We start from the raw sequence: 18,816 nt of genomic DNA on the forward strand, positions 1-18,816 counted from the left end.
TCCCTGCATGAACGCCCAAACCGACCCAGCCCCCAGCCATGTCGCGACCTTGGTCGCAGCTTCCGGCACGGACGTGCTCAGCGATGCCCTCATCGGCCGCATCGCGCAAGTGCTGCCGCATGCGGCAGCTCCTACGCGTCTCGACAAGAAGCTCGCCGCCGATATCCCCTTCGCGCCGGGATCGGCGGGCGGCGCCTTTCCGGACCCGCGGGTCACCGCCGCAACCGCCCGTGGCGCGCTCGACGGCGCGCCGGTCGACGTCATCGTCCAGCCACTCGCCCACCGGCGCAAACGGCTGTTCCTCGCCGACATGGATTCCACCATGATCGGACAGGAATGCATCGACGAGCTTGCGGATTTCGTGGGGCTGAAAGATCGGGTGGCGGCAATAACCGAGCGCGCGATGCGTGGCGAGATCGCCTTCGAACCGGCATTGCGCGAGCGCGTCGCCTTGCTCGCCGGGCTCGACATCACCGTGGTCGACAGCATCGTCGCCGAGCGCATCACGCTGACGCCGGGAGGCAAGACGCTCATCGCGACGCTCCGCGCAAACGGCGCCTATACCTGCCTCGTCTCCGGCGGCTTCACGCTCTTCACGAGCCGGATCGCCGCGATGCTCGGCTTCGACGAGAACCGCGCCAACCGCCTCATCGTCGAAGGGGACAGGCTGAAGGGCGAGGTCGAGGAGCCGATCCTCGGCCGCGAGGCCAAGCTCGCCACCTTGCGCGAGCTCCGCCAGAAATTTGGTGTCCGTGCAGAAGAAACCGTGGCGATCGGCGACGGTGCGAACGATCTCGCCATGCTCGACGAGGCCGGCCTCGGCGTCGCCTTCCGCGCCAAGCCCGCGGTGGCGGCCGCAGCGGACGCCCGGCTCGACCACGCCGATCTCACGGCGCTCCTCTACGCCCAGGGCTACCGGACCAGCGACTTCGTCACTGGTTCATAGCCAGACGAAGTCATCGCATCAGCCGGTTTTCGGCCCCACCTCGCCTTCGGCCCCGGGGGCTATCGTGCCCCGTCGCTGTAGGACGAGCGCGACCAGCCAGCAGAACATCGCCCAGGCCGCGCCCGCGCACCAGCCGGCGAGCACGTCGCTTGGCCAGTGGACGCCGAGGTAAAGCCGGCTTATCCCGACAACGAGCGTGAGCGCGACGGCAACCCCAAGGATATAGAACTTGACGGCGCGACGGGCGTCGACGCGCGCCAGCAGGGCGCCGAGCGTCAGGTAGGTCACGGCGGACAGCATCGCATGGCCGCTGGGGAAGCTCAGCGTGTGGATGTCGACGAGATGCGCGACGAGATCCGGCCGCGGGCGGTCGAAGCCGAACTTCAACAGGCTGCTTAGTGCCGTGCCGCCGCCGATCGAGACAAGCACGAGGAGCGCCGCGCCGCGCTTGCGGATGAGAAGAAGATAGCCGAGCACGGCGGCCACCATGAAGGTGAGCACCGAGACGCTGCCGAAGCTCGTCAGATCCCGCATGGCGATTTCCAACCACTGCGGCCCGATCGGGTCGGCGTGATCGGCGGGATTGCGCAGCGCAAGAAGGATTGCGCTGTCGAAATCCCGGATTTCGCCTTCGCGCACTTCATCGGCAAGGGCGATGAAGCCGAGGACGCCGCCGGCCGCCACGGCGAGCGCGGCGAGGATGCCGATTTCGCGGGCGGCCCATTGCGACGCGCGACTGAGATCGAACGGCAGATAGCGCTTGACTGCGGTCTTGTATTGCATCGCAGCAACCTACAGTTTGTCCTCGGACGCGCCTATAGCAACGCCCCCGGCCCGCAGCAGGAGACAAGAGTGCCGAACGATCGCCGCAAGGCTCTGCTCATTATCAACCGCCATGCCCGCAGCGGGTCGGCTGTGCCGGCGGAAGCGCTCGAGCGGTTGCGCGACGGCGGCATCGACCTCACAGACGCTGATCCGCTGGATGCTCCTGCTCTCATCGACAGCGCACCGAAGGCGGGATTTGATTGCGTCATCATCGGTGGCGGCGATGGAACCCTCAACCGGGCAGCGCCCGCCTTGTCGCGCACGGAACTTCCGCTCGGCATCCTGCCGCTCGGCACGGCCAATGATCTCGCCCGCAGTCTCGGCATCCCCCCAACCCCGGTCGAGGCGGCCGGCATCATCGTTGACGGCTATCATCGGCCGATCGATCTCGGCGAAGTCAATGGCGTGCCCTTCTTCAATGTCGCCAGCATCGGCTTCAGCGCGGATCTCGCGCGCGAGTTGACGGCGGAGGCGAAGCAGCGTTTCGGCACGCTTGGCTATGTGCTCGCCGCCATGCGGGTTCTCGCCCGCGTGCGCCCCTTCACCGTCAAGATCGACCACGACGATACCACCGAGATCGTACGCACAGTGCAGGTGTCGGTGGGCAACGGCCGTCATTACGGCGGCGGATTGACGGTCGACACGGAGGCAAGCCCCGACGACGGGCTCCTCCACGTCTACAGTTTGGAAGTGGATCATTGGTGGGAGCTGGTTGCGCTCGTTCCGGCTTTGAAGCGCGGCACGCAGGGGCGGTGGCGCAAGGTCCGCACCTTTGCCGCCACGGCCTGCACCGTCGAGACGCGCCGGCCGCGCAGCGTCAATACCGACGGCGAGCTCACCGCCCATACGCCGGCGAGCTTTCACGTGATCCCGTGCGCCGTCGACGTCTACACGCCCCGGGCATAGGTACGGAGGCGCCCGATCGGGCGCCTCCCCTTGTTCACTCGATGCTGATGGCCACGAAGCGCACTTCACCCTGCGTATTGGCGATGAGGAGAAGCGCTGACTTCTTGCCCTCTTTCTTCAGGGCGTCCACCCGTCGCGTCACATCCGCCGGCGACGCCACGGCCTCCTGACCGACCTCCATAATGACGTCGCCAGGTTGAATGCGCTTGTCGGCGGCCGCCGAATTCGGGTCGACGTCCGTGACGATGACACCTTTGGTTTCGTCCTTCAGCGAGTAGCGATTTTTCAGATCGTCCGTCAGGCTGGAGAGGTCAAGCCCGAGCGCCTTGCGCGACACCACCGGCTTGTCGGTGTCGGTATCGCCCTTGGTCAGGGCCGCCTGCTCCTCGCCATCTTCCAGGCGTCCGAGCTTCACGGTCTTCGGCATCTCCTGGCCCTTGCGCAGGACCACGACCTCGACGTCCTTGCCGACCGGCGTCGCCGCCACCATCCGCGGCAGATCGCGTGCGCTCTTGACCTCCCTGCCATCGAACCTGACGACCACATCGCCGATTTCGATGCCGGCGGGCTTGGCCGGGCCCTTCTCGTCGACGCCGGCGATGAGCGCGCCGCGCGCCCGGTCGAGCCCGAGAGCATCAGCGGTCTGCTCGTCCACCTGCTGAATGCGCACGCCGAGCCAGCCGCGGCGGGTCTCGCCGAACTGGCGAAGCTGATCGACTACGGGACCGGCCATGGAGGACGGCACGGCAAAGCCGATGCCGACTGAGCCGCCGGTGGGCGACAGGATGGCGGTGTTGATGCCGACCACCTCGCCGTCCATGTTGAACAGCGGGCCGCCGGAGTTGCCGCGGTTGATGGCCGCGTCCGTCTGGATGTAGTTGTCGTAGGGTCCCTGATCGATGTTGCGGTCATGGGCGGACACGATGCCGGCCGAGACCGACCCGCCAAGGCCGAAGGGGTTGCCGATGGCAATCACCCAGTCGCCGATCCTGAGCTTGTCGGAATCGCCGAACTTCACCGCCTTGAGCGGCTTGTCCGGCTTCACGCGGAGCACGGCAATGTCGAGTTTCGTATCCTTGCCGATGATCTCGGCCTTGAGCTTGGTGCCGTCGTTGAAGATGGCGGTGATCTCGTTGGCATCGCCGATCACGTGGTTGTTGGTGACGATGATGCCGGACGGATCGATCACAAAGCCCGAGCCGAGGGAATTGGCACGGCGCGGAACCGTCGGGGCGTTCTGACCACGCCGCTTGAAGAACTCCTCGAAGAGGTCCTCGAAAGGTGTGCCCGGCGGCAGTTGCGGCATGCCGCGCTCACGCACCTCGCTGGTGGTCGCCGCAGAAATATTCACGACAGCGTCGGTGACCTGCGCGGAGAGATCGGCGAAGGACTCGGGGGCACGCGCCAGCGCCGCCTGTGGCGCGGCAAAGGCGATCGTCGCGGCAATCGCCAGGGACGTGAACGCACGTCTGGCTCCGTTCGAAACCAGGGACACCGAAATGTTCCGGAAAGCGGCCATGGAAGCCCTCATCGCTTGTGCAGAACCGCCGCAGGGCGGTCCTTATTGAAACACGAAATGCCCCCGCTCCGCGACCGTTGCATGGTCACGCCCTTGTGAAGCCGATGGAATCGGCGACACGACACCGCCGCTGCGGCCGCGGCGCTCAGAATAATCCGCTGCGCACGAGCCAGACGACACAAACCCCGGCGACGGCCGACAGGATACCAACGAGACGCATGCGCTCGACTGGTGCTTCCGCCGCCTCCGCCAAGGCCTTCTTAGTGGCCGTTGGGAAGGCGGCGAATATGATGCCCTCGATCGCGAGGAGCAGGCCGAGGGCGGCGAAAAAGTCATACATGCCCGCCCGCCTGGCGCGTCAGGGCGATGCCGGTGGCGCACCCGTCGGCGCCTGCGGTGCAGGAACCGCGTCTGGGGCTGGAGAGGCAGGTGACGGCGTCGGCTCCGGGCTCTTGCTGAAATAGCGGAAGAAATCCGAATCGGGCGACAGAACCAGCCGCGTCGGTCCGGTAGCCGTGGCACCAAGCCCGGTCTCGTAGGCCTGCATCGAGCGGAAGAAGGCGAAGAAGCTCGGATCGCGCCCATAGGCCTCGGCGAAGATCCGGTTGCTCTGCGCATCACCTTCGCCGCGCAGCTCTTCTGCCTTCTGGCTCGCGTCCGCCTTGATCACCGTCACGTCACGGTCGGCACGGGCGCGGATGCCCTGCGCGATCTCCGAGCCTTGAGCCCGGATATCAGCGGCTTCGCGCTGACGTTCCGTCTGCATGCGCTGGTAGACGGCCTGACTGTTCTGCTGGGGCAGATCGACCCGCCTCAGCCGAACGTCCAGGACGGCAAGCCCGAGACCGCCGGCCTGCGTGTTCACCTCGTCGCGAATGCGACGGATGAGCCCTTCCCGGCCCGTCCGCACGATATCGCTGAAATTGGCGTCGGCGAGCACCTGCCGGGTGGTGGAATTGATGATATTGGCGAGCCGGAGATTGGCGCCGGCCACATTGCTCACCGTCTGATAGAAGCGCACCGGATCGGTGATGCGATAGCGGGTGAAAGCGTCGACCACGAGGCGTTTCTGATCGGAACCGATCACCTCCTGCTCCGGCAGGCTGAGATCGAGCACGCGCTTGTCGATCTTCACGACATTCTCGATGAGCGGCACCTTGAAATACAGACCCGGGTCGAGAATGGTGTCTCGCACCGCGCCGAAGCGCAGCACGAGCGCGATTTGCGTCTGCTGCACCACGAAGGTGGACGCGTAGACGAGAACGAGAACGACGAGGAGGGCGATTGCGCCGCCGGTTTTCATCGTGCTGCTCATCGCGTCGCTCCTTGCCGGGTGTTGCTATTGGCCGGCGGAGTCGCCCGTTGCTGCAGGTCGCCGAGTGGCAGATAGGGCACGACTCCCTGTTCCTTCGGGTCGATCAGCACCTTGTCGGCATTCGCCAGAACACGCTCCATCGTCTCCAGGAACATGCGTTCGCGGGTGATGGAGGGCGCCGTGCGATAGGCGTCGTAAACCTGCGTGAAGCGCGACGCCGCGCCGCGTGCCTCGGCTACCGCGCGTTCGCGATAGGCTTCGGCGCCCTGAATGATGCGGGTCGCCTCGCCACGCGCTTCCGGCACGACACGGCTCGCATAGGTCTCGGCTTCGTTGCGGATGCGGTCCTGGTCCTGACGGGCGGCCTGCACGTCGCGGAAGGCGTCGATGACCTGCTGCGGAGGATCCACCTTCTGCAACTGCACCTGGCGGACCTCGACGCCGGCGCCGTACTGGTCGAGAATCGTCTGCATCGATTCGCGCACCTCGGACTCGATCGCACCGCGGTCGGTGGTCAGCACCGACTGGATGTTCCGCCGGCCGACGGCCTCGCGCATGGTGCTCTCGGCGACCGCCTTGATGGCCGAATCCGGGTTCTGCAGATTGAAGACATAGTCCTGCGGCTTGGCGGGACTGACCTGCCACTGCACCGTGAAATTGATGTCGACGATATTCTCGTCGCCGGTCAGCATCAGGCTTTCTTCCGGCACCTCGCGTGCCGGAGCGACGCGCCGTGAGGTGTCACCGGTGCGCTGGCCAACCTCGATCGTATTGACGGTCGTCACCTGCGGGGTGATCACCGAGCCGATCGGATAGGGGAAATTGTAGCGTAGACCCTCGCCGGTATTGCCGACCCAGCGCCCGAAGACGAGGTTGATGCCGACCTCGTCGGGGCGAACCGTATAGAAGCCGGTCGCGAGCCAGAGGAGAACGGCCCCGAGAATGATGAAGATGATGCCACGGCCGCTCGCCCCGCCGCCGGGCAGAATCGAGCGGAGCCTATCCTGGCCGCGGCGAAGGAATTCCTCGAGATCGGGGGGCGTGCCGCCTCCTCCGCCCGAAGGCCCCGATCCCCAGGGACCGCCGGGCTTTTGACCCCAGGGACCGCCGCTGTGGTTGCTCCAAGACATGCTCAGCCGTTCCTCGTCCTGTTCCGACCTGGGGCCGGATTTTGGGGAAGCCGCGCCATCGCGGCTCTGCGCCATGGCTTGGTCCCGGTCCATACCGTCTCCGGCACCGCTCGGTCCGACGAGCGCTGCCGGCCGTCTCCCCGGCAAGCGCCGCTGATGGCGGACCGCGCGGAGACCCGAAAGTGGTTGATGGTTGGCCCTGCCCACCATGTCAAGCGCAAGTGGGGTGCGAACACCGCTTCGTCAACGTGAGCGGAGGTTTGCAGACGAGAAATGCGGTGCGCCACCCGTCATGCGTGCCGGCGACAGGCTCAGCCGCGCCGCTCGTAATCGATGAAGACGAAAGGATGGTCGTCCGCTGGGCCGGCCGGATGGGCCTCGCGCGACGTCTCTCGAAAAAGCTGCAGATCCACCGGCGCAAAGAAGCGGTCGCCGGCCGGCGTGGCTTCCACCCGAGTGAGATGGATCCGAGTGGCGAGCGGTAATGTCAGCGCGAAGATATCGCTGCCACCCGCCACCATGATGGAATCGGCGCCGAGCCGATCGGCCGCCGATTCGGCGCTCTCCAGCGCTTCGGGAAGGTCGCGCGCCACCGTGACGCCCGGCGCGGCGAAACCGGCATCGCGCGTCAGGACGATAATCTCTCGTCCCGGCAGGGGCCGGCCGATCGAATCATAGGTCTTGCGCCCCATGAGCACCGGCCGCCCGAGCGTCAGGCTGCGGAAGCGTTTGAGATCTGTCCGCAGATGCCAGAGAAGGCGGTTGTCGCCGCCGATGACGCCATTGTCGGCGACGGCCACGACGAGCGCTATCGGCCGCGTCACGGCCCCTCCTCCGCAAGCCGTTTGAGCGGCTCACCGCTTAAACGGCATAGGGTCCAGTCGTCCATCAGGACGGCGCCATGCCTCTTGTAGAAGCCGATTGCGGGCTCGTTCCAATCGAGCACCCACCATTCGAGCCGACCGAGCCTTTCTCGAACGCAACGGGCGGCGAGATGGGCGATGAGCGCCTTGCCGATGCCTTTCGCGCGGAAAGGAGGCCGCACATAGAGGTCCTCGAGCCAGATGCCATGCCGGCCGAGAAAGGTGGAGAAGTTGTAGAACCACAGCGCGTGGCCGGCGGGCACGCCGTCCCACTCGGCGATGTCGCAGAAGACCCGCGGATTCTCGCCGAAGAGCGCCGTCGCGATATCCGCCTCGCTCGCCCGTGTCTCGTCGAGCAGCTTCTCGTACTCGGCCAGTTCCCGGATGAAGGAGACGATCAGCGCGGCATCGCGCGGCGTCGCCGGACGAATCGACAGGGTCACGGGCGGCCGCTCGCTTTCATCACACCGCCACCGGCGCCTTGATGGCCGGATGCGGGTCGTAGCCCTCGATCCCGATATCGTCGAAGCTGATGTCGAACAGCGAGCGCACCCGCGGATTGAGCCGAAGCTGCGGCAAGGGCCGTGGTTCACGCGTCAGCTGCAGCCGGGCCTGATCGAGGTGGTTCGTATAAAGATGCGCGTCGCCGAAGCTGTGCACGAAATCTCCCACGCCGAGCCCGCTCACATGAGCGACCAGATGGGTCAAAAGCGCATAGCTCGCGATGTTGAAGGGCACGCCGAGGAAGGCGTCCGCCGAGCGCTGGTAGAGCTGGCAGGAGAGCCGGCCATCGACGACATAGAACTGGAAGAGGCAGTGGCACGGGGCAAGTGCCATGCGGTCGAGGTCGGCTGGATTCCAGGCGCTGACCACGAGGCGCCGCGAATCGGGATTGCGCCGGATCTCGTCGAGCACCCAGGCGATCTGATCGACCACCCGCCCGTCCGGCCCCTGCCAGGACCGCCACTGCTGGCCGTAAACGGGTCCCAGATCGCCCTTCTCATCCGCCCATTCGTCCCAGATGGTGACGCCGTTGTCCCGGAGGTAGCCGACATTCGTGTCGCCCTTCAGGAACCACAGGAGCTCGTGAACGATCGACTTCAGGTGCAGCCGCTTGGTGGTGACCAGCGGAAAGCCCTGGGTCAGATCGAATCGGAGCTGATGGCCGAAGACCGAAAGTGTTCCGGTGCCGGTCCGGTCGGACTTCGGCTGCCCTTCATCGAGAATACGGCGCAGGAGATCGAGATAGGGCTGCATAGCGGGGCCTCGTTCGGCGCGAAATTAGCAGATCGAAGGGCCCTCGGAAATGGACCGATCCAGTCTCGCACACAAGAAACCGCCGTTGTGATTGCCCTCACCCCTCCATCTTGCGAGGACGCACCGCCCATATGCCCCGGGGGCGCCGCGCCGGGAACGGAACGGGGCAGCCGAATCGGAGCTGCCCCGTCCCGAGGAGACAGCCCGATTTTAGTAGGCGTAGCCGTAGAAGGCCTCGGAGACCGGAGCGTAGCCGATATGAGCCCAGCGGGGCTTCATGACGCGAGTGCGGGTCACGATCACCTGGCGGTGAACAACCGGCGCAGCGATGACCTCGGTGACGGCCGGCGCGGTACGGACATAAACGCGCTCGCCGAGGATGCCCCGCGCCAGGGTATAACCCGGCACGAAGGGGCCGGCGGTCGTGTCGAGATAGACCGGGCCGCCTGCCACATATCCGCTGGTAACGAGCATCTGAGCGGAGGCCGGAGCCGCAGTCATCGTCATGCCGCCAAGAAATGCAGCGGTCGCAACAAGCAATGCATGTTTCAACATGTCAAAACCTCACGTCAAAAGATCAGAAAATACTGATCGCAAACCAGAATGCACCGGAACGTGTATTAGTTTCACGATGCACTATATACGTGTCGAAAGGCGACAAAAGTCAGGCATTTCCGACGGTTAACCAGCATCCACCGCTTGATGGCGCATATCAGCGAAATACCAGGTATTTCTCGGCCTCGTCCGCTCTGCTGCGCGTCTGCGCGGCGGCTGATCAGGCACCAGCGGCTACTCCGCGGCGAAAAAACGCGGCGGGCGCGCATACCGAACTTGTGTGGGGATGCGCGGGCGATCTTCCCACCGGCCTCCAACGTCCCTATATTACGAATGCCGTCGCAAGGCGGCTATGGCAATAAACGGCCATCGTAATAAGCCTATCGGACCCGGGGGCGGTACCCGGCGCCTCCACCCAAGGGCATTGTCGAGGTCGACGACCTCCGGCGGTGCCCTTCGGCGGGGGCGAAATAGGATCGACGAGGGTGTAAAGGGTGGGCTTTTGTCCGGCATGGTTCCGCCGTTATCGGGCCGAACTTATAGTTGCCAACGACAACTATGCTCCGGTTGCCCAGGCTGCGTAACGCAGTTTAGGTACCCGATTTAAAAGTCCCGGCGGTTAGCCCCGTCGGGCGGGGTTCGGAGGCACCTGGCAACAGAAGCCTCCACTTCACTTTTGATGTTTGCCCGTTCCGAGCGTTCCGAGCTGATGGCCCAGGATCAAATCCGCTACGATCTGCATGTCCAGGAAGCCCTGCGTGGCGTTGTACGCAAGGTTCTCACCGAGGTGGCACGCGAGGGCTTGCCCGGCGACCATCACTTCTACATCTCGTTCCGCACGAATTCCCCGGGCGTTCGGCTCTCTGCGCGCATGCGCGAACGCTATCCGGACGACATGACGATCGTGCTGCAGCACCAGTTTTGGGACCTCACGGTCACCGACCAGGGATTCGAGGTGGGACTGTCCTTCTCGACTGTGCCCGAGCGTCTGGTTGTGCCTTTTGACGCAGTGACCGGCTTCTTCGACCCTTCCGTCGATTTCGGCCTGAAATTCGAGATGGACGGGGACGCCGTTGCCGATCCGGATGAGGACGCGCCGGGCCGGGAAGCGCCCAGCAAGGAGGCCTCGATCGGCCGCCTGCCGGCCCGCGACGAGGCGGCCAAGCCGGGTCTGGGCGGTACACGCACGCCAGCTGCGCCTGCCAAGCCCGCTCCGGCCAAGCCCGCTCAAGCCAAGGCACCCGGCCAGCCCGCCGCAAACCCAGCCATGACAGGCAAGAAGGACGGCGGCGTTTCTGCCAAGCCGCCACGGGAGCCGGCCGAGGCCGACGCGAGCGCCGAGGTCGTGAGCCTCGATGCCTTCCGCAAGAAGCCCTGAGGGGAATGCCTGAAGGTCGGTGGACGCGTAAAGAAAGACACCGGCCGGGGCGACGACCTTTCTCCTGAGCTTTCCGTCCAAGCGCCTCTCGACTCAATCGCCTTGGGCTTATATGCGAGCGCAGAACCGCGACAGGAGCGCTCAATGCCCACGACCCGCAGCGAAACTGATTCCTTCGGCCCGATCGAGGTTGCCGCCGACCGTTATTGGGGCGCCCAGACCCAGCGCTCCCTGCAGAACTTCCGCATCGGCGGCGAACGCATGCCGCTGCCGCTCGTCCATGCGCTCGCCCTCGTCAAGCGGGCCGCGGCGCTCGTCAACAAGGACCTCGGCGTCCTCGATCCGAAGCTCGCTGATGCCATTGCGGCGGCGGCCGCCGAAGTCATGGACGGCAAGTACGACGATCATTTCCCGCTGGTCGTCTGGCAGACCGGCTCCGGCACGCAATCCAACATGAATGCCAACGAGGTCATCGGCAATCGCGCCAGCGAAATGCTCGGCGGCGAGCTCGGCTCTAAAAAGCCGGTGCATCCGAACGACCACGTCAACCGTGGCCAGTCCTCCAACGATTCCTTCCCCACAGCGATCCATATCGCGGCCGCGCGCGAGATCACGGGGCGTCTCCTGCCGGCGCTCGAGCATCTCCACCAGGAGCTTGCCGGGAAGGCCGAAGCCTTCAAGGATATCGTCAAGATCGGCCGCACCCATTTGCAGGATGCGACCCCGGTCACCCTCGGCCAGGAGTTCTCCGGCTATGCCATGCAGGTCGAGCTCGGCATCTCCCGCATCAAGAAATCCCTGGAAGATCTTTACCGGCTCGCCCAGGGCGGCACGGCCGTCGGCACAGGGCTCAACACCCATCCCGCCTTCGCCGAGGCCTTCGCCGCCAAGGTCGCCGAAATCACCGGCCTGCCCTTCATCACCGCGCCGAACAAATTCGAAGCGCTCGCGAGCCACGACGCCGTGGTCTTCGCCCATGGCGCACTGACGAGCCTCGCCGCCGGGCTGCACAAGATCGCCAATGATATTCGCCTCCTCGGCTCCGGCCCGCGCTCGGGGCTTGGCGAGCTGTCATTGCCGGAAAACGAGCCCGGCTCTTCGATCATGCCGGGAAAGGTGAACCCGACCCAGGCGGAAGCCATGACGATGGTCGCGGCCCAGGTGCTCGGCAATGAGACAACCGTCGCCTTCGCCGGAGCCCAGGGCCATCTCGAGCTCAACGTCTTCAAGCCGGTGATCGGCCACGCCTTCCTGCAATCGGTGCGGCTCCTCGCCGATGCGTCCATCAGCTTCGCCGACAATTGCGTCGTCGGCATCGAGCCGAATATCGCCCGTATCGAGGATCTGATGCACCGGTCGCTGATGCTCGTGACGGCGCTCGCGCCCAAGGTCGGCTACGATACGGCGGCGGCGATCGCCAAGGCCGCTCACCACAACGGCACGACCTTGCGGGAGGAGGCGCTGAAATCCGGTGCCGTCACCGGCGAGGAGTTCGATGCCGTCGTGCGGCCGCAGGACATGTTGCACCCACACTAGATTAGCATTTCCCATACCGGGCCCAATTGAGACATAATGACTTCAAAGGCTTAGAGCAGGTTCCGAGCAAGCCGGATCGCATCCTGCTCTAGATGGTGGACGCTACCGCTTACGGTGCTGCCTCCAGAAAGCCCGAAGATCAGGTATAATGTTATTCCCAGAGGGTAACGATAATTGGCGGATGATCATGACGGATATCGTCAATCTGCGACAGGCGCGCAAGGCGAAGGCCCGGGCCGAGCGCGAAGCGGAAGCCGAACGTAACCGCATCCGGCATGGCGAGCCGACGTCATTACGTCGCGCGCGCAAGGACGGTGAGCGGCGCACGGAGCACCAGCACGAAGGCCATCGTCTGGTCGCTGCTCGGGTTGGGAGCGCCGACGGCGATCCCCCATCATGATGCCGGCAACGAAACAATCCAGGCCACGAAGCTTCGTCGCCAAAAGGTCCGTCGTCATCGCCGGACACCGAACGAGCGTTTCGCTCGAGGAGCCCTTTTGGGAGGCGCTGAAGGAAATCGCCGCCGGACGCAAACAGCCGATCGCTGAGCTGATCGCCTCGATCGACGCCGAGCGCGCCGGCAACAATCTCTCGTCAGCGATCCGGGTCACGGTTCTTCAGCACTACCGTACCCGCGCGTCGTCGAACTAAGGCGCCTTCTCAAGGCGGAACCGATCGAACGTGCCCGCGCCCCGTGCCTGCTTTACCGCACCGGCGCGAGCGCGTCGGGGCTGAGATCGAGAGGCGCCCCTGAACGGGGGGCGGAGCGAGGCGGGCTGGGCGATCGAGGCGGCGCCGGTCGCACGCCATGATCGCTGACCGAGTGCTGACCCACAGCCTCGGCCCGACTTTCACCATACACCTCGCGCTGGGCATCCGGCGGTATCGGTTGGATCGTGGGTGCCGCGGAGCTGTCCTGCGGTGGCGCCGTCGGAGGGGAAGCAGGTGCTGGCTGGCTCCCGCCAGGCGTCGTCGTCCCGGTCGTCGCCGGATCCAGCCTGTCGCGTTGCTCGGCGGCACGCTTTTCCGCAGCCAGCCGCTCCCGTTCAAGGCGCAGTTGCCGCATTCGCTCGGCCCGCTCCTTGGCGTCCGCCTCGAGCTTATCGATGCGGTCGAGTTCGCGCGCCAGACCAACGACGGCAAGCCCATTGGCGAGCGCCGCCGCATCGATGCTGCGGCCCGGCGCAAGAAGCGGCCCCCGCCAGACGAGCGACAGTTCCGGCGCTGCTCCGGTCCAGCCGGGCGGAGCCGTCCGCGCCGCAAGCGTACCGCGCGCGTCGACATTGAAGCTGCCGAGGTCCACCGTCCCGGTTACACGCAAGGTGGCACCCTTCGCTTCAAGCGTAATCGGTCCGACGCGCGCCGTGCCGCCCGACAGCGTCACGGGCGCGACGACCCGCGAGACCGGCCAGGCGGCCTTGCCGATCTCGCCGGCCACCTGGTCACGCACGAAGGCCGCGTCCGCACGGATCTGATCCTGGGCGAGGAGTTGGGCGATGACCCGCGAGAGAACGGTGGGGTCGATATGGTCGAGGCGCATACCGTCTGCCGTCAACTCGCCGCCGCCGGCGAGATTGGTCACGAGCCCCGCCGCGCTTTCGCCGGACCCGGCAGCCTCAAGCCGTCCTGACAGGGTTCCATCGAAGCCAGGCCCCAAGAGCACGGCCTGGCTGACTCCGGCGAGCGCGACATTGCCCGTCAGAGCCGCGAGCGTTCCCTGCCGCTGCAGCTTGAGATTGGCCGTGACCGTCCCCGTACCGAGACGTCCGGCCAGATCGCGCAGAGCGATCCCGTCCGGCGCGAGTTCGAGCGTGAATCGGCTGTCGTCGAGGGCGATGTCGTTGACGACATCGAGCTGCCCGACCTTCAGCGCCACCCGGCCGATGATGGGTGGCTGCGCTTCTATGAAACGGCCGGACGGCCAGATTTGTCCTTTGCTCGGCGGCGGAAGGGGCCCGAGCGAAAGCCCGACCACACCGGCCAGGGCGAGCCGCGGCACGCTCAGAGCGCCGTCGATGCGACCATCCGTGCCGACGGCAAGCTGACCGGAGACCGCACTGCCGCCGACCGTGCCACTGAGATCCTTCAGGAAAAGGCCCTGCGCGCCCCAGGCCGCATTTGCCGCGATCCGGGCGGGCGTGCCCGGGGTGAGCCCCGGGAACGACCGCGCCAGCACTTGGGTAGGGGTCGCGAGATCATGCGTTTCGAGCACGAGGCGTCCCTGCATGCCCTCTCCGCCGACGCCCGCCCCTTGCAGGAGATCGAGCCGCCCGTCCGCCGTCACCACGGCACCGGCCGCTGTCAATTGACCTCGGCCCCTGAGATCGGCGAGCGAAGGCCCGGTGAGATCGAATGTCAGCCGGCCGGGGCCGGTGCCGGCCACCGGCGCTACATCGGCGCCCAGCTGGCGCAGAAGATCGGCCCCGTCGGGCGCCTGGATCTCCGCCCTCACAGCAGCGGCATCAGCCCCGCCGGATGCCGCCCCCGATGGCAGCCGCGCGGTGATGTGGAAGGAGGTGTCCGCCCCCTGCCCCTCCATCGTGGCGGTGATCGGTGCGCGGGCGTCGCGACGCTCGGCGCGGATGGCGAGATCGAGCGGCGCTGCCTGGGGCGCCACCCAAGCCAGGCTCTTGGCCAGCGGCTCCGGCAGAAACCGCGCCACCATGGCCGCGATCGTCGCCGGACGCGGTGCCGTCAGCCGGCCTTCGATCTGCCCGCCCTCGCGGCCGAGCCGACCGGCCAGGGTGAGATTGGCGCCATCGACATTGGTCATCTCGGCGCCGTCGATGGTCAGCGCCTCGGAGGTGCTGGTGATGCGGGCCTTGAGCCGCCCACCGGGCGACGGAACCGGTCCGAACCGGGGCGCATCGATATCGATCGCGAGACCGACATCGGCCGAAGCGAGCATGGTCGCCCCGGCATCGAAGAGCGGCAGCCCGCCGAGATCGACACCCTTGCCGGCGAGTTGCGCCTCAAAACGGGCCCGCTCCAGGCCAAGCGGCGGCGTGTAGCGAACGAGACCGGAGAGGCGGGAGTCACCGGCGGCAAAGCGGATATTGCGCGCCGCGAAAACGACGGGCGAGACCGCCACGTCAGCCGCGAGCGTCGATGACGGCAGGACCGCCAGCGCCGTGGTTAAGGTTGCGGGGGCGCCCATGCGCGCGAGGGAGGGCGCGAGGCGAGCCGGCTCCCGCACGGCGAGTTGCACATGGCCGGAAAAGTCGAGCCCGCCAACCAGGCCGAGCGTGCCGGAGGCAGCAAAGCGGGCGTCTCCCGCGCCCCCAAGCGTGAAACGCTCAACCGCGAGCCGATCGCCTTCTCGGCGGAAAGCGGCTTCCGCAGGGCCGAACTCTTCGCCGGCCAGGGCGATGCTTGCTGCCTTGACCGCAACGCTCGCCTTGAGCCCCGGCCAGGTGTCGGCAAGCATGCGACCGAGATCCCTCATGCCTGCTGCGGCCCCGTCGATGGCACCGAGATCAAGCCGCCGTGCATCGAGATCGAGGGCGAGCGTCGGTCCGTCCTGGTCGAGGTCGAATGTACCGCCGCCCGCAAGCGTCGCACCTGGGCCATCGCCGGTGTTCGTGATCTCGATACCTTCGAGCGTCGCATGCCCACCGCTGCTCTTCACGGTCGCGGAAGCCGTCAGGCCGGGCTGAATTTCGCCCGGAGCGGCAGGCGCCGCTGCTGGGGTGGCCTGCCCGCCCCCGAATGGAACGGCGAGCTGGAGCCGGCCGGTGACCTGCGGCTTCAGGCTTTGCCCGGTGGAGGCGAGCACCACGTCGCCGTCGAAGTCGAGATGGCTGCTGCCCGGCTGGCCGAAACTCGCCTTGAGCTGAAGCTGCCCATCGCCATCCAAGGTGCCGGTGGAGAGCCGCATGGGAATCGCGCCGATCGTGCCGGCGACACGCCACGGTCCAGCCAGCGTCGTGGCCTGTACCTCGGCCGTCACCGGCCCCAGCTCACGCGCACCGCCACCGCCCTCGATGATCCGCAGGCGGCCGTCATTGACGGTCATCTTCTCAATGCCGACCGTATGGGCCGGCACATCGATGGCCGTCCGCGGCTGCGGCAGCCGCAGGCTGCCGTCGGGCTCGGCGATAACGGTCATGACCGGCTGGGTCAGGTCGGCCTCGACCACGCGGATCGTGCCGGTGAGAAGCGCGGTCGCGTCTAGCTCCACCGACAGCGCATCCGCGGCAATGCCGGGCTGGCCGGCGCCCGGCGCCCCGAAGCTCACCTTGCCGAGAACGAGCCGCGGCGACGGCAGAAGCCGCAGCTTGATATCGCCCTGGGTGGTCACCGGCAGCCCGAGCGCGTGCCCGAGCGCGAGCTCCACATCCGCCCGCCTCGCGTCCCAGTCGACGAAATAAGGCACGGCCAAAGCCGCGCTCAACGCGACGATGACCAGGGCTGCCAGAATGGTGAGGATGTCGCGCACGCTTAACCGCTCGTGAACCGATCGACCGATGTCAGTCGAGCCTTCTGCCGGCCAAGGCACCGACTGACACGGCACAGTGTAGCGAATTCTGCGGCCTTGAGGTGATCAGATCGGCCTACGGGATCTCTCATCTGCCGCAAATGAACGCTTTCGCATCGATTTCACACCGCCACGATCTTGCCGGGGTTCATGATATTGAGCGGATCGATGCTGCGCTTCAGGCTGCGCATCAGATCGAGCGCGGGCAAACCGTGCTCTGCTTCGAGATATTTCATCTTCTTGTGGCCGACGCCGTGCTCGCCCGTGCAGGTACCCTCCATGGCGAGCGCCCGTGCCACGAGGCGCTCGAGAAAAGCGTCGAGCACGGCGACTTCCGCCGGATCGTCGGGCATGACGAGCGGCTGCACGTGGAAATTGCCGTCGCCCACATGGCCGACGATGGTGGCGATGAAGCCGCTCTCCTCGATATCGCGCCGCGTTTCCTCCACACAGTCCGCCAGCCGCGAGATCGGCACGCAAACGTCGGTTGGCACGGGGCGCGCCCCCGGCCGCAAGGACAGCGACGCCCAATAGGCGTCATGTCGGGCCTGCCAAAGCTTCGTCCGGTCCTCCGCCTTCGTCGCCCAGGTGAAGGGGCCGCCCCCGAGTTCCTCGGCGATGTCGCCGAACCGCTCGGCCTGCTCCCGCACACCCGCATCGGTGCCATGGAACTCGATCAGGAGCAGCGGCGTGTCCGGCAGCGCGAGCTTCGAATGGATATTGAGGGCGGCGACCATAGCCTGGTCGAGCAGCTCGATGCGGGCGACCGGCAACCCCGACTGGATCGTGAGGATGGTCGCGTCACACGCCGCGCGGACGCTCGGGAAGGGGCAGATGCCGGCCGAGATCGCCTCCGGTATGCCCTGCAGCTTGAGCGTGATCGCGGTGATGATGCCGAGCGTTCCCTCAGAGCCGACGAAGAGCCGGGTCAGGTCATAGCCGGCCGAGGATTTCTTGGCCCGGCGTGCGGTCGTGACCACCTCGCCGTTCGGCATGACGACCGTGAGCGACAGGACATTGTCCTTCATCGTCCCGTAGCGCACCGCATTGGTGCCGGACGCCCGCGTCGCCACCATGCCGCCGAGCGAAGCGTCGGCGCCGGGGTCAATCGGAAAGAACAGCCCCTGATCGCGCAGATAGTCGTTCAATTCCTTGCGCGTGACGCCGGGCTCGATGACGCAGTCGAGATCCTCGGCGTGAACCGCGATGACGCGCTTCATCTGGCTCGTGTCGACCGAGATGCCGCCGAAGGGGGCGTTCACATGCCCCTCGAAGGAGGTGCCGGTGCCAAACGGAATGATCGGCACGCGATGCGCCGCGCAGAGTTTGACGATCGAGGCGACCTCCGCGGTCGTCCGCGGATAGACCACCGCGTCCGGTGGCTGCGATGCGACCCAGGTGAGCGTATTGCTGTGCTGCTCGCGCACCGCCTGGCTGGTCGCGAGCCTGTCGCCGAACTCCGCCGTCAATGCGCCAATGACACGCTCCAAGGCGTCGGCAGAGGGGCGGGCGGGGCCGTGCCCGGCGGATTGCGCCTCAATGGTGTTCAGCATCTCGATCGAGCCTCATGCCTCGCGGTCTCGACGGCCGCGACACCATCGCCGCCGATCGCTCCCATCGTCATGGCATAACGCCATTCCCGCGGGAGGCAAGGCTCTCCACGCCAATGACGACGCTTAGCGACGCAGGGTCGGGGCTGGCGGCGGCGGCACGGGCGGCGGCCGCAGTTGCTGGCGCATCTGCTGGTCGCGCAGAGTATTGAACTGCTGCTGCTGATACTGCCGCTGTTGGGTATCCTGCAGCCGCTGCTGAATCTGCTGGTTCTGCGAACCGTAGAAACGCTGGAACTCGCTGTCGCTCTGAGCCTGGGCGCCGGTCGCCGCCGCAAGCGAGGCGAGCGCAATCATGGCGAGACACGCCCCACGCAGAAGCGTCGCCGCCCCGCGCCTGCCTGTGCCCCATTCAGTTGCTTCTTTTCGTGCGTGCCGCATCTCACCCGCCTCCTATGTTCACGATATAGGGTCGGCCCAAACGAAATATGGGACGACATGACGTCGCGACCAAGGGTTTATCATTGGCAATCAAGCTGCGGCCGCTCACTTTTCCCCT

General features: G+C 66.3%; 18 protein-coding genes and 1 other RNA gene. 7 read left to right on the forward strand and 12 right to left on the reverse strand.

Features of this window, described 5'->3' with window-relative positions; translation table 11 throughout:
* The first annotated feature begins 7 nt into the window (after positions 1 to 7).
* Complete coding sequence (gene serB, locus ACFQU1_RS06000) at positions 8 to 946, forward strand: phosphoserine phosphatase SerB (protein WP_378130319.1); 939 nt, start codon at positions 8 to 10, stop codon at positions 944 to 946.
* Between the two features lie 18 nt (positions 947 to 964).
* Here the strand turns inward: serB and ACFQU1_RS06005 are convergent, their stop codons facing one another.
* The gene (locus ACFQU1_RS06005) at positions 965 to 1,729 is read right to left on the reverse strand and encodes a phosphatase PAP2 family protein (RefSeq protein ID WP_378130321.1); all 765 of its coding nucleotides are present in this window, start codon (positions 1,727 to 1,729) and stop codon (positions 965 to 967) included.
* Positions 1,730 to 1,798: 69 nt separating this feature from the next.
* On the opposite strand from ACFQU1_RS06005, the gene ACFQU1_RS06010 reads away from it, so the two are divergent.
* Entirely contained in the window at positions 1,799 to 2,677 is an 879-nt protein-coding gene (locus tag ACFQU1_RS06010; RefSeq protein WP_378130323.1) for a lipid kinase, read from the forward strand.
* Positions 2,678 to 2,711: 34 nt separating this feature from the next.
* On the opposite strand, the gene ACFQU1_RS06015 is transcribed toward ACFQU1_RS06010, so the two are convergent.
* The 8 genes from ACFQU1_RS06015 to ACFQU1_RS06050 form a co-directional block, all read right to left on the reverse strand.
* Positions 2,712 to 4,208 carry a DegQ family serine endoprotease gene (locus ACFQU1_RS06015; RefSeq protein ID WP_378130325.1) on the reverse strand — a complete coding sequence of 499 codons (1,497 nt, stop codon included), beginning with the start codon at positions 4,206 to 4,208 and terminating at the stop codon, positions 2,712 to 2,714.
* A gap of 133 nt (positions 4,209 to 4,341) precedes the next feature.
* Positions 4,342 to 4,536: a DUF2065 domain-containing protein gene (locus ACFQU1_RS06020; RefSeq protein ID WP_378130327.1), complete on the reverse strand. Its 195-nt coding sequence runs from the start codon at positions 4,534 to 4,536 to the stop codon at positions 4,342 to 4,344.
* An 18-nt stretch (positions 4,537 to 4,554) separates the two neighbouring features.
* Positions 4,555 to 5,511, reverse strand: coding sequence for a protease modulator HflC (hflC, locus tag ACFQU1_RS06025; protein ID WP_378130329.1), 957 nt, complete (start codon positions 5,509 to 5,511; stop codon positions 4,555 to 4,557).
* A complete protein-coding gene (gene hflK / locus ACFQU1_RS06030; RefSeq protein ID WP_378130331.1) occupies positions 5,508 to 6,641 on the reverse strand; it encodes an FtsH protease activity modulator HflK in 1,134 nt (377 codons plus the stop codon). The genes hflC and hflK overlap by 4 nt, the downstream gene beginning before the upstream one ends.
* Before the next feature lie 311 nt (positions 6,642 to 6,952).
* Positions 6,953 to 7,465: a dihydrofolate reductase gene (locus tag ACFQU1_RS06035; protein WP_378130333.1), complete on the reverse strand. Its 513-nt coding sequence runs from the start codon at positions 7,463 to 7,465 to the stop codon at positions 6,953 to 6,955.
* Positions 7,462 to 7,947, reverse strand: coding sequence for a GNAT family N-acetyltransferase (locus ACFQU1_RS06040; RefSeq protein WP_378130335.1), 486 nt, complete (start codon positions 7,945 to 7,947; stop codon positions 7,462 to 7,464). The genes ACFQU1_RS06035 and ACFQU1_RS06040 overlap by 4 nt, the downstream gene beginning before the upstream one ends.
* A gap of 19 nt (positions 7,948 to 7,966) precedes the next feature.
* Positions 7,967 to 8,761, reverse strand: coding sequence for a thymidylate synthase (locus tag ACFQU1_RS06045; protein WP_378130337.1), 795 nt, complete (start codon positions 8,759 to 8,761; stop codon positions 7,967 to 7,969).
* Between the two features lie 210 nt (positions 8,762 to 8,971).
* Positions 8,972 to 9,262 carry a hypothetical protein gene (locus tag ACFQU1_RS06050; RefSeq protein WP_378130339.1) on the reverse strand — a complete coding sequence of 97 codons (291 nt, stop codon included), beginning with the start codon at positions 9,260 to 9,262 and terminating at the stop codon, positions 8,972 to 8,974.
* A gap of 350 nt (positions 9,263 to 9,612) precedes the next feature.
* On the opposite strand from ACFQU1_RS06050, the gene ssrA reads away from it, so the two are divergent.
* From ssrA to ACFQU1_RS06075, 5 genes are all read left to right on the forward strand, one after another.
* Positions 9,613 to 9,986, forward strand: a transfer-messenger RNA (tmRNA) gene (ssrA, locus tag ACFQU1_RS06055).
* 39 nt (positions 9,987 to 10,025) lie between these two features.
* Entirely contained in the window at positions 10,026 to 10,694 is a 669-nt protein-coding gene (locus tag ACFQU1_RS06060) for an SspB family protein (RefSeq protein WP_378130341.1), read from the forward strand.
* Positions 10,695 to 10,838: 144 nt separating this feature from the next.
* On the forward strand, positions 10,839 to 12,230 hold the full coding sequence (gene fumC, locus ACFQU1_RS06065; protein WP_378130343.1) for a class II fumarate hydratase: 1,392 nt from the start codon (positions 10,839 to 10,841) through the stop codon (positions 12,228 to 12,230).
* A gap of 181 nt (positions 12,231 to 12,411) precedes the next feature.
* Entirely contained in the window at positions 12,412 to 12,630 is a 219-nt protein-coding gene (locus ACFQU1_RS06070) for a DUF4169 family protein (protein WP_378130345.1), read from the forward strand.
* Positions 12,627 to 12,881: a ribbon-helix-helix domain-containing protein gene (locus tag ACFQU1_RS06075; protein WP_378130347.1), complete on the forward strand. Its 255-nt coding sequence runs from the start codon at positions 12,627 to 12,629 to the stop codon at positions 12,879 to 12,881. The genes ACFQU1_RS06070 and ACFQU1_RS06075 overlap by 4 nt, the downstream gene beginning before the upstream one ends.
* A gap of 52 nt (positions 12,882 to 12,933) precedes the next feature.
* On the opposite strand, the gene ACFQU1_RS06080 is transcribed toward ACFQU1_RS06075, so the two are convergent.
* The 3 genes from ACFQU1_RS06080 to ACFQU1_RS06090 form a co-directional block, all read right to left on the reverse strand.
* Positions 12,934 to 16,668, reverse strand: a complete 3,735-nt coding sequence (locus ACFQU1_RS06080; protein ID WP_378130349.1) for an AsmA family protein — start codon at positions 16,666 to 16,668, stop codon at positions 12,934 to 12,936.
* Positions 16,669 to 16,829: 161 nt separating this feature from the next.
* Positions 16,830 to 18,260: an FAD-binding oxidoreductase gene (locus ACFQU1_RS06085; RefSeq protein WP_378130351.1), complete on the reverse strand. Its 1,431-nt coding sequence runs from the start codon at positions 18,258 to 18,260 to the stop codon at positions 16,830 to 16,832.
* A gap of 123 nt (positions 18,261 to 18,383) precedes the next feature.
* Entirely contained in the window at positions 18,384 to 18,698 is a 315-nt protein-coding gene (locus tag ACFQU1_RS06090; protein WP_378130353.1) for a hypothetical protein, read from the reverse strand.
* Between the last annotated feature and the right edge of the window lie 118 nt (positions 18,699 to 18,816).

It is taken from the genome of Chelatococcus sp. GCM10030263 (genome assembly GCF_042666455.1).
In the GTDB taxonomy this organism is placed as follows: Bacteria; Pseudomonadota; Alphaproteobacteria; order Rhizobiales; family Beijerinckiaceae; genus Chelatococcus.